Annotated in this window: 10 protein-coding genes; 6 read left to right on the forward strand and 4 right to left on the reverse strand. The window is 70.3% G+C overall.

Features of this window, described 5'->3' with window-relative positions; genetic code table 11:
- The first annotated feature begins 43 nt into the window (after window positions 1-43).
- Window positions 44-706 (forward strand): Crp/Fnr family transcriptional regulator, encoded by a 663-nt coding sequence (locus J2X20_RS11145; RefSeq protein ID WP_310264443.1) that lies wholly within the window; start codon window positions 44-46, stop codon window positions 704-706.
- On the opposite strand, the gene J2X20_RS11150 is transcribed toward J2X20_RS11145, so the two are convergent.
- The 3 genes from J2X20_RS11150 to J2X20_RS11160 all read right to left on the reverse strand — a co-directional run bounded on the left by J2X20_RS11150 (window position 695) and on the right by J2X20_RS11160 (window position 4,965).
- The gene (locus J2X20_RS11150) at window positions 695-913 is read right to left on the reverse strand and encodes a hypothetical protein (protein ID WP_310264446.1); all 219 of its coding nucleotides are present in this window, start codon (window positions 911-913) and stop codon (window positions 695-697) included. The two genes, J2X20_RS11145 and J2X20_RS11150, sit on opposite strands and share 12 nt — an antisense overlap.
- On the reverse strand, window positions 882-3,215 hold the full coding sequence (locus J2X20_RS11155; protein WP_310264448.1) for an FdhF/YdeP family oxidoreductase: 2,334 nt from the start codon (window positions 3,213-3,215) through the stop codon (window positions 882-884). Before J2X20_RS11155 ends, J2X20_RS11150 begins: the two co-directional genes overlap by 32 nt.
- 70 nt (window positions 3,216-3,285) lie before the next feature.
- On the reverse strand, window positions 3,286-4,965 hold the full coding sequence (locus tag J2X20_RS11160) for an OFA family MFS transporter (protein ID WP_310264450.1): 1,680 nt from the start codon (window positions 4,963-4,965) through the stop codon (window positions 3,286-3,288).
- 210 nt (window positions 4,966-5,175) lie between these two features.
- Between J2X20_RS11160 and J2X20_RS11165 the strand changes: the two genes are divergently transcribed.
- Window positions 5,176-6,519 carry a sigma-54-dependent transcriptional regulator gene (locus J2X20_RS11165; RefSeq protein ID WP_310264451.1) on the forward strand — a complete coding sequence of 448 codons (1,344 nt, stop codon included), beginning with the start codon at window positions 5,176-5,178 and terminating at the stop codon, window positions 6,517-6,519.
- A complete protein-coding gene (locus J2X20_RS11170; RefSeq protein ID WP_310264454.1) occupies window positions 6,516-7,850 on the forward strand; it encodes a sensor histidine kinase in 1,335 nt (444 codons plus the stop codon). The genes J2X20_RS11165 and J2X20_RS11170 overlap by 4 nt, the downstream gene beginning before the upstream one ends.
- On the opposite strand, the gene J2X20_RS11175 is transcribed toward J2X20_RS11170, so the two are convergent.
- A complete protein-coding gene (locus J2X20_RS11175) occupies window positions 7,828-8,802 on the reverse strand; it encodes an AEC family transporter (RefSeq protein WP_310264456.1) in 975 nt (324 codons plus the stop codon). The two genes, J2X20_RS11170 and J2X20_RS11175, sit on opposite strands and share 23 nt — an antisense overlap.
- Before the next feature lie 107 nt (window positions 8,803-8,909).
- On the opposite strand from J2X20_RS11175, the gene J2X20_RS11180 reads away from it, so the two are divergent.
- The 3 genes from J2X20_RS11180 (at window position 8,910) to J2X20_RS11190 (ending at window position 13,414) form a co-directional block, all read left to right on the forward strand.
- Window positions 8,910-9,941 (forward strand): serine/threonine protein kinase, encoded by a 1,032-nt coding sequence (locus J2X20_RS11180; protein WP_310264459.1) that lies wholly within the window; start codon window positions 8,910-8,912, stop codon window positions 9,939-9,941.
- Window positions 9,942-10,039: 98 nt separating this feature from the next.
- Window positions 10,040-10,627: a PEP-CTERM sorting domain-containing protein gene (locus J2X20_RS11185; protein WP_310264461.1), complete on the forward strand. Its 588-nt coding sequence runs from the start codon at window positions 10,040-10,042 to the stop codon at window positions 10,625-10,627.
- Between the two features lie 99 nt (window positions 10,628-10,726).
- Window positions 10,727-13,414 carry a hypothetical protein gene (locus tag J2X20_RS11190; protein WP_310264464.1) on the forward strand — a complete coding sequence of 896 codons (2,688 nt, stop codon included), beginning with the start codon at window positions 10,727-10,729 and terminating at the stop codon, window positions 13,412-13,414.
- Window positions 13,415-13,549 lie beyond the last annotated feature (135 nt).

A 13,549-nucleotide genomic window follows, 5' to 3' on the forward strand; every position in this document is an offset into this window, starting at 1 on the left:
GCCAGGGGCTTGGCCCTCTGTCTGAAACCAGACAATCCAGGGCATGTCCGACCTCCTGGCCCTGCGCACCAACCCCTGGTTCGCCTCCCTAGCCGATGCGGTGCTGGCCGCCGGCCGCGTGCACAAGCTCAGCCCCGGCGAGGTGCTGTTCCGCCAGGGCGATGCGCCGGGCGACTGGCATGCCGTCTGCCGCGGCGCCATCAAGGCCAGCAGCACGTCGGTGGACGGCACCGAGTCCATCCTGGCGGTGCTGGAGCCGGGCAACTGGTTTGGCGAGATCTCGCTGCTGGACGGCGGCCCGCGCGTGCACGACGCCACTGCCGTCGGCGCCACGGCCGTCTTCGCCGTGCCGGCCGAGGCCTTTGCGCGCTTCATGCAGGACCCGGTGTTCGCGACGGCGCTGGCGCGGCTGATGGCTGGCCGCTTGCGCACGCTGTTCGGCATCGTCGAGGACGCGACGCTGCGGCCCACGCGCGCCCGTCTGGCGAGGCGGCTGGCGCTGCTGGCGCGCGGTGACGCGACGCAGGCCATCGAGCCGCGCCGCCAGCTGCCGGTCTCGCAGGAGGCCCTGGCCATGATGCTGGGCCTGACGCGCCAGACCCTCAGCAAGGAGCTGGGCGAACTGGCCAAGGCCGGCGCGTTGAAGCTGGGCTATCGCAGCATCGCCATCGTCGACGCCGCGCTGCTGGACCGGCTAGGCGACTAGACGCACCGTCCAGCGACCTGAGTCGTCGCAGGCCAGTTGCACCAGGCCCGGCCCGGCCACGCCGCCCACGCTCGCATCGCTGAGCGCCGTCAGCTCGCGCAGCAGCACGCTGACGCGCTCGTCCAGACGCTTGGCCAGCCGCGTCAGCGCCACCGGCTCGCCGCCGGGCGCCAGTTCATTCAGGGTCTGCAGCAGCAGCTCGCGCATGCTTGCTCAGCACCACCGGGATGGACTTGGAAGTCGGCGTGCGCGCCGTGATGGAAAAACTCTCCAGCGGCACCAGCGGATTGGTCTCGGGGTAGTAGCTGGCCAGGCAGCCGCGCGGGATGTCGTACTCGACGAGCAGGAAACGCTCGGCGCGGCGCTCTTGCACCTCCGTGCCAGTCTCGCTGACGTAGAGGCTGGTGATGTCCACCCAGTCGCCAGCCTTCTGGCCCAGGTCCTTCAGGTCCTCGGCGTTGATGAAGACCACGCGGCGGTGCCCGTAGACGCCACGGTAGCGGTCGTCGTGGCCGTAGATGGTCGTGTTGTACTGGTCGTGGGAGCGCAGCGTCGTCAGCGTGAAGACGCGCACGTCCCGTTGGCGCTCGGCGATGCGCTGCACGGCCAGGTCGGTCGGCATGGCATGCGTCGAGAACTCGGCCTTGCCGCTGGGCGTCGCCCAGACCCGCTCGCTGGCCGTGTTGCGCAGCCTGAAGCCGCCGGGCGTCTTGATCTTCTCGTTGAAACCGGCGAAGTCGGGCAGCACGGCCTCGATCTTGTCGCGGATGGCGGCGTAGTCGCTGGCCAGGGCCAGCCAGGGCGTGCGGCTGTTCCTCAGCGTCGCGCTTGCCATGCGGGCCACCAGCATGGGCTCGGAGATCAGATGCTCGGAGGCCGGCGCATTCATGCCGGCGGACAGATGCACCATGCTCATGGAGTCTTCCACCGTGACACCCTGCGGCCCCGTGGCCTGCACATCGATCTCGGTGCGGCCCAGCACCGGCAGCACCAGGGCCTGGCGGCCATGCACGACATGGCTGCGGTTGAACTTGGTCGTCACATGCACGGTCAGCTCGCACTGGCGCAGCGCACGCCAGGTGGCGGCCGTGTCGGGCGTGGCGGCAGCGAAGTTGCCGCCCATGGCGATGAAGACCTTGCCCTTGCCGTCCAGCATGGCCTGGATGGCGCCCACGGTGTCATAGCCGTGTTCGCGCGGCGGCTCGAAGCCGAAGACGGCGCCGAGCTTGTCCAGGAAGGCCGGCGCGGGCTTCTCGTAGATGCCCATGGTGCGGTCGCCCTGCACATTGCTGTGGCCGCGCACCGGGCAGGCACCCGCACCCGGGCGGCCCAGGTTGCCGCGCAGCAGCAGCAGGTTGACGATCATCTGGATGGTCTTGACCGAGTGCCGGTGCTGGGTGATGCCCATGCCCCAGCAGGCGATGACGCGCTCGCTGCTCGCATAGATGTCGGCGGCCTGCACGATCTGCTCGCGCGTCAGGCCCGAGGCCGCGACCAGCGGCTCCCAGGGCTGCTCGCGCAGCTCGGCGATGAAGCTCTCGAAGCCTTGCGTGTGCTCGGCGATGAAGCCCACATCCAGCACGCGGGGCTGGCCCGCCGCCCGGGCGGCGTCGTCCAGCTCGACGACGCGCTTGCACATGCCCTTGAGCAGGGCAAAGTCGCCGCCGACCTGCAGCTGGAAGTAGTGGCTGCTGATGGGCGAATCGCCGAGCGTCGCCATCTCCATCGCGTTCTGCGGGTCGGCGAAGCGCTCCAGGCCCCGTTCGCGCAGCGGGTTGAAGCTGACGATCTTCGCGCCGCGTTTGCGCGCCGCACGCAGTTCGCCCAGCATGCGCGGGTGGTTGGTGCCGGGGTTCTGGCCGAACACGAGGATGGCATCGGCCTGCTCGAAGTCGTGCAGGGTCACCGTGCCCTTGCCGACACCGATGGTCGGCCTGAGGCCCGAGCCGCTGGGCTCGTGGCACATATTCGAGCAGTCGGGGAAGTTGTTGGTGCCGTATTCGCGCACGAACAGCTGGTAGAGGAAGGCGGCCTCGTTGCTGGTGCGCCCCGAGGTGTAGAAGATGGCTTCGTTGGGATCGGGCAGGGCCTGCAGCTCCTTGGCGATCAGCGCGAAGGCGGCGTCCCAGCTGGTGCGCTGGTAGCGATCGGTCTGGGCGTCATAGACCATGGGCTCGGTCAGGCGTCCCGTGGCTTCCAGCTCGAAGTCCGAGGCCTCGGCCCATTCCTTCAGCGTCTTGGCTGAAATGACCTCGGGGGTGGCGCGCCGCGCGGTGGCTTCGGCGGCGACGGCCTTGGCGCCGTTCTCGCAGAACTCGAAGGTCGAGCGGTGGTCGCGGTCGGGCCAGGCGCAGCCAGGGCAGTCGAAGCCGTCGGTCTGGTTGGCGTGCAACAGGGTCTTGGCGCCCTTCACGGGAACGCCTTGCTGGTTCAGGTGCTTGGCAACGCTTTTCAGCGCGCCCCAACCGCCGGCCGGGCCGTCGTACAGCTCGATCTTCTGTTCGCTCATGTCGTGATTAGAAAAAATGCCCCGCGCCTTTGCAGGCGGCGGGGCTTGTCAGCCTACAGCGCGAAGGCGCTCAGTTGAAGAACTTGCCGACGTTGATCAGGGTTTTGTACACGCCCCAGGCCAGCGGGATGCCCACGGCGGCCCAGGCCAGCACCACCACGGCGGACGAGGTCTTGCCGGAGGCGCCGGAGCCCGAACCCACTTCGGCCGCCGCCGCACGCTCGTGCGCCAGGCGCTTTTCCTCGGCCAGTTCGGCCTCGGTCATGAAGTGCTTGTCGGCCACGGGCTTGATCATCAAGTTGGCGATCAGGCCGACGACCAGCATGCCGACCAGGATGTACATGGTCTGGTTGTAGACCTGCTCGCGCGGCAGGCCCAGTTCCAGCTGGTAGTCGCGCATGTAGTTCACGACGACCGGACCCAGGATGCCGGCCGTGGCCCAGGCCGTCAGCAGGCGGCCGTGGATGGCGCCCACCATCTGCGTGCCGAACAGGTCGGCCAGATAGGCCGGCACGGTGGCGAAGCCGCCGCCATACATGCTCAGGATGACGCAGACGGCACCGACGAAGGCCAGCTTGGAACCGGCAGCGGCGCTGCTGGGGATGCTGGCGTACATCAGGCCGCCGAGCACGAAGAAGACCACATAGGTCATCTTGCGGCCCAGCTTGTCGGACAGGCTGGCCCAGAAGAAGCGGCCGCCGATGTTGAACAGGCTGAGCAGGGCCGTGAAGCCCGCGGCCACGGCGGCGATCTTGGCGAGTTGGGCCTTGTCGAGTGCGCCGAACTTGGCCCCGTCACCGCTCAAGCCGATCAGCGAGCCGCCGAAGACTTCCTGCAGCATGGGGCTGGCCATGCCGATGACGCCGATGCCGGCCGACACATTCATGCACAGCACGATCCACACCAGCCAGAACTGGGGAATGCCCCAGACCTTCTTCACGTGCACATGGCGCTGCGTGATCATGGCGTTGCTGGCCTGAGCAGCGGGGGCCGTCCAGCCGGCCGGCTTCCAGCCTGTCGGCGGCACGCGGTAGCCGAAGGCGCCACCGATCATGAAGACGAAGTAGACCAGGGCCATGACGATGAAGGTCTGCGTCACGCCGACGTCGGTGGCGGTCGCGAAGGTCTTCATCAGTTCGGCCGCCAGCGGCGAGCCGATCATGGCGCCGCCGCCAAAGCCCATGATGGCCATGCCGGTGGCCATGCCGCGCTTGTCCGGGAACCACTTGATCAGCGTCGACACCGGGCTGATATAGCCCAGGCCCAGGCCGATGCCGCCGATGACGCCGCTGCCGAGGATCATCAGCCAGAACTGGTGCAGATGGATGCCCAAGGCCGAGATCAACATGCCGCCGCACCAGCACAGGGCCGACACGACGCCGGCCTTGCGCGGGCCGGAGCGTTCCAGCCAGCCGCCCCACAGCGCTGCGGAGCAGCCGAGGAAGACGAAGAACAGGGTGTACATCCAACCCAGCGTCGAGACCTTCCAGTCACAGGTGGAGACGAAAAGCTCCTGGAAGAAACCAATTTCGGGGCCGCACTTGACGGCTTCCTTGATGCCCAGGGCCTTGGACAAAGGCAGCCAGAACACCGAGAAGCCATAGGCCATGCCAATGCAGAGGTGGATGGCCAGGGCCGCCGGCGGGACCAGCCAGCGGTTGAAGCCAACGCCGGCAATGGTGCGCTCTTTGTCGAGCAGACCGGCACTCCGGCCCGGACCGGGCACGGCATCAATTCCCACAGAGGACATGGTGAGATTCCCTTCGACGTTTGTTGGGCCGCTGTCGCGGCACTGGGCTTCGCGGCGTGAGCGCGCGCGAGCGCCGCAGGATACGGCGCGGGTTATTTCACTGGCATGTAAACGCGCCCAGGTAAACACCTAGAGCAAGCGGTCAGAGGTAACAGGGCGTTAAGACGAGCCGCACCATACGGGGGCCAAACCGCCCTATCCTCCCCGCCCATGCGACGTGTTCTGATCATTGACGACCACCCCGGCGTGGGGCAGGCCCTGGAGTTATTGCTGTCCCTGCACGACATCGAGGCCAGCGTGGCCACCAGCCCGGAGCAAGGCCTGGCCCTGCTGGAAAAGCGCGCCTACGGGCTGGTCATCCAGGACATGAACTTCACGGCCGACACGACCTCGGGCGAGGAGGGCGAGCGGCTGTTTCGCGCCATCCGCGCCCGCCGCCCCGACCTGCCCGTCATCCTGCTGACGGCCTGGACGCGGCTGGACGCCGCCGTCGCCCTCGTCAAGGCCGGTGCCGCCGACTATCTCGCCAAGCCCTGGGACGATGCCAAGCTGATCGCCACCGTCGAGAACCTGCTGGAGCTGGACGAGGTCAACCGCGAGATCGCGCAATTGCGCGAAGCCCGGCGCGAGCGGCGTGCGGCCCTGGCGCGGCGCTACGACCTGGCAGGCCTGGTGTTCGGCTCCGACGCCACCGCCAATCTGCTGGAGCTGGCCGGCCAGATCGCCGCCGCGCCGGTGCCGGTCCTGATCACCGGGCCCAACGGCGCCGGCAAGGAGCGCATCGCGGCCTTTGTGCACGCGAACTCGGCGGCCAAGGAGGGTTCCTTCGTCGCGCTGAACTGCGGCGCCCTGCCCGCCGACCTCATCGAGGCCGAGCTCTTCGGCAGCGACAGCGGCGCCTACACCGGCGCGGCCAAGGCCCGCGTGGGCCGCTTCGAGGCGGCGGACGGCGGCACCCTCTTCCTCGACGAGATCGGCAATCTGCCGCTGGCCGGCCAGGTCAAGCTCTTGCGCGTGCTGGAGACCGGCCAGTTCGAGCGCCTGGGATCGAGCAAGACCCGCCAGGTCAAGGTGCGCGTGTTGAGCGCCACCAATGCCGACCTGCGCGCCATGGTCAAGGCCGGATCTTTTCGCGAAGACCTGTTCTACCGCCTCAATCTCATCGAGCTGAAGCTGCCCGCCCTGGCCGAGCGCCGCGACGACGTGCTGCCGCTGGCCGAACATTTCCTGGCCGGCCGCGCCCGCCTCAGCGAGGCCGCGCGCGAGGCCCTGCTGGCCCACCGCTGGCCGGGCAATGTGCGCGAGCTGAAGAACGCCGTCGAGCGCGCGGCCCTGCTCTGCCAGGGCGGCGACATCACGCCGGCCCTGCTGGGGCTGGAGGACGCCAATGGCAATGGCGGCGGGGCCTGGCGCAATCTGGATGAACCCAGCCGCGAGGCCGTCGTCGCGGCGTTGAACGCAGCCGGCGGCGTCGTCAGCCGTGCGGCCAGCCAGCTCGGCCTGTCGCGCCAGGCGCTGTACCGGCGGCTGGAGCGTTACGGAATAGCACCTTGAGCGCGCATCTTTCTCTGCGCGCCCGCGCCCTGCTGGCCCTTGGCGCGGCAGCGGTCGTGCCGCCCCTGGTCATCCTTGGCGTCAGGCGCATGGGCCTGGACGCCGGCATCGCCCTGACCGTGGCGGTGCTCGTCATGCTGCCGCTGATCGCCTGGCTGGCGGCCTTCTGGCTGGCGCCGCTGCTCAAGCTGACGCGCGCCCTCGAAGGCGCCGTGCTGAGCTACCGCGATGGCGATTTCAGCCTCAACCTCACCGGCGCCGGGCCGCGCGAGCTGATCGCGCTGACGCGCCTGCACGCCGACCTGGGCCTGGCCCTGCGCGAACAGCGTCAGCACCTGGCCCAGCGCGAACTGCTGCTGGACACCGTCGTGCAGAACACGCCCGTCGCCCTGGTGCTGACCGCGCCGAGCGAGCGCATCGCCATTGCCAACCTGGCCGCCCGCCAGCTGCTGGGTGACGGCCGCAGCCTGACCGGCCTGGACTTCGGCACCGTCATCGCCGATCTCCCCGAGACCCTGCGCGAGGCCCTGGCCGGCGATGGCGACCGGCTGTTCGCCGTGACCCTGCCCGACGGCTCGGAGGAGACCTTCCACCACAGCACCCGGACCTTCAGGCTGCAGGGCCAGCCGCACCGGCTGCGCCTGCTGCGGCGCATGACGCGCGAGCTGTCACGCGCCGAGGTGGCGACGTGGAAGCGCGTCATCCGCGTGTTGAGCCACGAGCTGAACAATTCGCTGGCGCCGATCTCGTCGCTGGCCCACAGCGGTGCCGAACTGGCCCGGCGCGGCGACACCGAACGCCTGCCCCAGGTGCTGGCCAGCATCGGCGAGCGCGCCACGCATCTGCACGCCTTCCTGTCGGGTTACGCCAGCTTTGCCAAGCTGCCCGCGCCGCGCCGCGACACCGTGGACTGGGCCTCCTTCCTGAACCGGCTGGCCACGCTGGGGGAGTTCAACCTGGATGGTGAGCTGCCCGCCCAGCCGGGTTGGTTCGACGCCGCCCAGATCGAGCAGGCCCTGCTGAACCTGATCAAGAACGCCCACGAATCGGGCAGCGACCCCGACGAGATCGCGCTGCGCCTGGCCCAGGTGGGCAGCGAGCTGCGCATCGAGGTGCTGGACCGCGGCCCGGGCATGAGCGAGGTCGTGCTGGCCCAGGCCCTGTTGCCCTTCTATTCCACCAAGCGCTCCGAGCCCGGCTCCCAGGGCGGCACCGGCCTGGGCCTGGCCCTGGCGCGTGAGATCGCCGAGGCCCATGACGGCCGCATCGCGCTGAGCAACCGCGATGGCGGCGGCCTGCGCGTGGTGATCAGCCTGCCGCAGGCTCGATGAGGACGGTGGCCAGACCGCTGAAGGTCAGGAAGGCCAGGGCCGTCGACGCCAGGATGATGCGCGCGACGCGGCCGTTGTCGGCCCCATAACGCTCCGCCAGCAGTGACACGTTGCTGGCGCTTGGCAGGGCCGCCGCCAGCGTCAGCGCCACGAGCTGGGGCCAGGCCAGCGGCGCCCCCAGCCAGCGCGCCGCGGCGCCCAGGGCGAACACCAGGGCCGGATGCAGCAGCAGCTTGATGGCCGCCACCGGCAGGTACAGCGCCGGCGGCGTCACCCGGCCGGCCTTGCGGTTGGCACGGCCCGACCGGCTCAGCACCGCACCGATGGTGAACAGGGCCACCGGCGAGGCGGCGTCGCCCAGCATGGCGATGACCTTGGCCAGCGGCCCCGGCAGCAGCAGGCCGCTGGCGCCCAGCAGCGCACCCAGCGCAATCGACCAGGGCAAGGGGTTGGACGCCGCCGCCTTCAGCGCCTGCACGAAGGCGGCGCGCCCGGCATGGCCGCTGGCGCCGGCCTGGGCCAGGGCGATGCACAGCGAGCTGGTCACGAAGAGATCGGCCAGGATGGTGCTGACGACCGGCCCGCCCGCCGCGCTGCCCAGCAGGGCGACGATCAGCGGCACGCCCATGAAGCCGGTATTGGGAAAGGCCGCGACCAGGGCGCCAAAGGCCGCGTCCTTCATGCCGACGCGCTCGGACAGCGTCGTCGCCACCGTGAAGAAGACGATGAGCAGGGCCGAGCTGACGTAGACGCCCAGCAGGGCCGGGTTCAGCAGCTGCAGCAGCGGCGTGTCGCGGCCGAAGCGGAACAGCAGGCAGGGCAGAGCGAAGAACAGCACGAAGCCGTTCAGGCCGGGGATGGCGCTGTCCGGCAGCAGGCCGCGCTCGGCGGCCAGCCAGCCGCACAGGACCAGGGCGAAGAAGGGAAAGGTCGTGGCGAGGACGGCAAGCATCGGCGCCCAGTATCGGAGGCGTGAGCGAATGCTCGGACGGTCGCCGTTTGTAACAACGGGGGATGGCATGCCCCCTGGGGTCACCCCTAATATGCCGCGCCATGCGCATGCCCAATCTCTCACTGCCGCCACCGGCCGCTGCCGCGCCCCTGGACGAAGGGCAGGCCCTGGGCGTATGGCGACTGGAAAAGCCCTTGCCTGACGGCGAGCAGGCGCATGCCGGCCAGTGGTACAGCGCCCACCATGCGATGGCCAAGGAGCAGAAGGCCGCCGTCCTGGTGCTGGACCGCAGCGACCAGGGGGCCGGCGTCATGCTGCGCTATGCCGACCAGGCCGGCGACCTCGCCAAGCTGCAGCACCCGCATATCGCCGTGCCCAGCGACAGCGGCGTGACGCCGGACGCCCATCCCTATCTGATCATCGAGGGCCAGCATGGCGAGCCCCTGCTGCCCCAGCTGCACCAGCTCGGCCTGCGCGAGCGCGTGGAATTGCTGGTGCAGCTCTGCGAAGCCATGCGCTCGGCCCACCAGCAGGGCTGGCTGCTGGCCGAGATCGATCCCGCCATGATCTGGCTCGGTCCCGAAGGCGACGTGCGCGTGATGGGCCTGGGCCTGACCAAGATCCCCGACCCCACCGATCCCTTCGACCGCGGCCTGAGCCTGGGCGCCTCGCCGGCCTTCGTCGCCCCCGAGCGCCGCAATGGCGAGCCGCCCAGCCTGGCCAGCGAGGTCTTCGGCCTCGGCGCCCTGGCCCGCGTCCTCATCTGCGGCTGGGAAGACACGCCCAAGGGCCTGGCGCCGCTGCGCGGCAGCGCCGCCGATCAATGGCCGACGCTGAAGGAGGCCCAGCAGATCAAGCTCGACGCCGTGCTGCGCTCGGCCATGGCGGACTCGCCCGAGCTGCGCATGCGCGGCGCCGAAAGCATGGCCGACGAGCTGCGCGAATGGCTGGGCCTGGGCCCCTCGCGCAGCGCCAGCCCGGCGGCACCGGCCGAACCGGCCTCGCCCAAGCCCACGGCCTGGTGGAAGCGCTGGCTGTGGCTGGGTGCTGCCGCCGGTATCGGGCTGATGGCGATGGCGGCCCAGGTCGCGGAACGCCCGGCCGCCACGGCCAGCACCCAGAACCACCCGGCCGGCTGAGCCCCCCGGACCGCGGGGCCGCAGGGCTGTCTAGGGATGTCGCCGCAGCGACCCCTCGGCCAACAATGCGCGCCCCGATCGATTCTGGAGCGCCTGCCATGGCCCGTCGTCTTCTTGCGTCCTGCCTCGCTGCCACGCTGAGCTTTGCGGCCTCGGCCGCGCTGGCCGCCGGCTTCAATACCGATGCTGAAGGCTGGACCACCAGCAACGGTGGCGACCAGGTCTGGATGGCCAGCGGCGGCAACGGCGGCGGCTGGCTGCAGGTCACGGACATCACCAACGACGACTTCCTGCTCAACGCGCCCGTGGCCTGGCTGGGCAACTGGTCGGCCTATGCCGGCGGCACCCTGTCCTTCGACGCCAGGAATATCAACGGCGACCTGCCGGACTGGGCGCCCTTCGGCGAAGTCATCATCACGGGCAGCGGCGGCAGCCTGACGTTCGACATGGCGCCCGCCGGCAGCCCGCCGGCCGACGGCCAGTGGCATCACTACAGCTTCGTGCTGCCGTCCTCGGCCGTGCTGGGCAACGTGACCAGCCTGACGATCAAGGGCGAGTTCCACGCCGGCGTGACCGAGGTCGTCGGCATCGACAACATCCAGGTCACGGCCGTGCCCGAGCCCACCCAGGCGGCACTGCTGCTGGGCGGCCTGGGCCTACTCGCGCTGCTGCGACGCAGGCGCTGAGCCCCCTCATCCGGCCGGGGTTGCCCGGGATGCGGCGCCAACGGCGCTCGGCAACAATGCGCGCTTCCCCGGAGGTTTCATGACCCGCCCGCAGATCGCGTGCCTGCACGCCACCCGTCCTGTCCCGATGCCTGCCGGCCTGAACCGGCGCGCGCGCTGATGGCCGCCGTCGGGGCCGCCCCCGCCACCTCGGGCCTGATGGGCCTGGGCGAACTGCAGGTCCGGCTGCCCGCTACCCGGACGCAGTGGCTGGCCCTGCTGGCCGGCGTGGGCTTTGGCCTCGTCGGTGCGGAGCTGGCCTGGCACCACCCGCTGTCGGGGCCAATCGCCCTGGCCGCCTGGGGTGCCGTCGTGCTGCTGGCGGCCCTGTTCTGGGTCAAGACCCCCGTGCTGCTGCTCGCGCCCCTGCCCCTGGTCGGCCTGGCGCCCTGGACCGGCTGGATCAGCTTCGAGGAGATGGACCTCCTCGTCACCGCCTGCGGCTGCGGCGGCTATCTCGCCTATGCGCTGCAGCTGAACGCGCGCGACCGCGCGCCGGCCTGGCGCCACGGCCTGGTCTATTCACCGGTCGTCGTCGTGCTGCTGATCGCCCTGGCCCTGTCGGCGGCCTGGAGCATGCGACGCGGCTTTGCCGACGCCGGCGGCTTCGCCTTCGGCTGGTTCCATGGCTATCACGAGGCCATGAACTCGGTGCGCAATGCCAAGGCCATCTTCCTGGTCCTGGCGATGCTGCCGCTGTGGACGGCGGCAGCGACGGCGCGCCCCCGCGGTTTTTCGCGCGGCCTGCTGCTCGGCCTGGTGCTGGCCCTGGCCGGCGGCAGCGCCGCCGCGCTGTGGGAGCGCCTGGCCTTTACCGGCCTGCTGGACTTCTCCACCGACTACCGCACGACGGCCCTGTTCTGGGAGATGCATGTCGGCGGCGCGGCCCTGGACGGCTTCCTGGTGCTGACCCTGCCCTTCGCGCTGCTGGCCCTGCTGCGCACGCGCTCGCCGTGGCGCTTCGCCATCGGCCTCGTGGTGGCGCTGCTGGCGGCCTATGCCTGCCTGACCACCTTCTCGCGCGGCGTCTATCTCGCCCTGCCCCTGGCCCTCGTCCCCATGGTCATGCTGGCCGACGCCCAACGCCGCCGCGCCGCGGCCTCGGGGCCGGAGAGCAGCAGCATCGACAGCTCCCTGGGCGCCGTGGACGCACCGCTGCCGCGCCTGGCCAAGGTCGGCGCCCTGGCCATGGCCGGCGCCTTTGCGCTGGCAGCCGCCCTGGTGTTCGGCGGCGGCGGCTATCGCGGCCTGCTGGCCCTGTTCTTCGTCATGGTCATCCTGCTGACCATGCCGGCCAGCCTGTGGCTGCCACCGCTGGGCCAGCGGCTGACGGCCCTGCTGATGGGGGGCGTCCTCGCCCTTTTGCTGGGCGGCGCCAGCTGGCTCCTGGCCATGGCCGTGCCCAAGGCAGCCTATGTGCTGAATGTCGTGGCCCTGCTGTGCTGCGCGGCGCTGCGCTGGCGCGACGCCCCCGGGCAGGCACGGCCCATCTACGCCGTGCTCGTCACGACGGCCTGGTTCTGGCTGGTGACCACCATGGTCATCGTGGCCGACTACTGGGGCGGCACCTCGGGCCGCTGGACGGCCGGGGCCGCGGGCCTGGCCCTCGCCGGCCTTTGGGCGGTCATGCTGCTGGAGCCACGGCTGTGGCCTTTGCAGGGCGCGGGCAGCCACGGCAAGGCCGGCTGGCGCAAGCGCGCCCTGCTGGTGGCCGGCCTGTTGATGGTCATGGCCATCGTCGCGGCCCTGGGTGGCGGCGGCTATCTGCGCGACCGCGTCGCCACCTGGAAGGAAGACGGCCAGACCCGCCTGACGCATTGGCGCGAGGGCCTGCGCCTGCTGCACGGCGGCCGCCAATGGCTGCTGGGCAAGGGCGCCGGCCGCTTCGTGCCCAGCAATTTCTACGAAGGACCGATCAGCAGCCAGGTGGGCGACTACCGGCTGCGTCGCGATCCGACCGAGTCCTATCTGGCCCTGGCCGCCGGCAAGCATGTGCTGGGCCGCGGCGAGCAGTTCCGCATCAGCCAGCGTATCCCCGCCCCCGCGCCGGGGCCGGTCTCCATCACCCTGGTCCATCGCACCGCCGCCGATGCGCTGATGGTGCTGCAGGTCTGCGAGAAGAACCTCATCTACCCGGACAACTGCTACGGCATCCAGCCCATGCTGAAGCCGCTGCGGGCCGAGGCGCCGCCTGCCGAAGGCGGGAACGAAGCGGCTGCCACCGGCATGGGCGAATGGCAGACCAGCCAGTTCCAGCTCGGCACGGTGCCGGCCCTGGGCGGCGACTGGTGGGCACCGCGCTTCGTGACCTTCTCCATGGCCCTGGACACGCGCGGTGCGCGCGTCGACATCGCCCGCATCGCCATGCAGGACTCGCAAGGCCACCAGCTGCTGGTCAATGGCGACTTCAACCGCGAGATGGCGCGCTGGTTCTTCTCCAGCGACCGCCACCACCTGCCCTGGCATATCAAGAACGCGGCCCTGCACGTGCTGTTCGAGCAGGGCCTGGTGGGCCTGGCCCTGTTGGGCGGCGCCTATCTGCTGGCCCTGGTGCGGCTGTCCTTCGGCCGCGGCCGCGACCATCCGCTGGCACCGGCCATCGTCGCGGCCCTGATCGGCTTCGGCGCGGTGGGTGCCTTCGACAGCCTGCTGGACGCGCCACGCATCGGCTTCATCTTCTTCACGCTGCTGTTGCTGGGGCTGGGCCTGAGAGCCTTGCCGGGAGAGGGCGTGGCGCGAGTGGCATGATGGGCGCCCCTCGTCCAAGGGGTACCTTGGACGGTCCCCCGAGGGGACGGCGATGCTTGCCGGTTCGACCGTCAAGCACATCGCCATCGCGGGCCGGCTAGGGAGCGGCCCGGCGCTCGGCCCGCCCGAACCCAA

Source organism: Roseateles saccharophilus, from assembly GCF_031458095.1.
Lineage (GTDB): Bacteria > Pseudomonadota > Gammaproteobacteria > Burkholderiales > Burkholderiaceae_C > Pelomonas > Pelomonas saccharophila_A.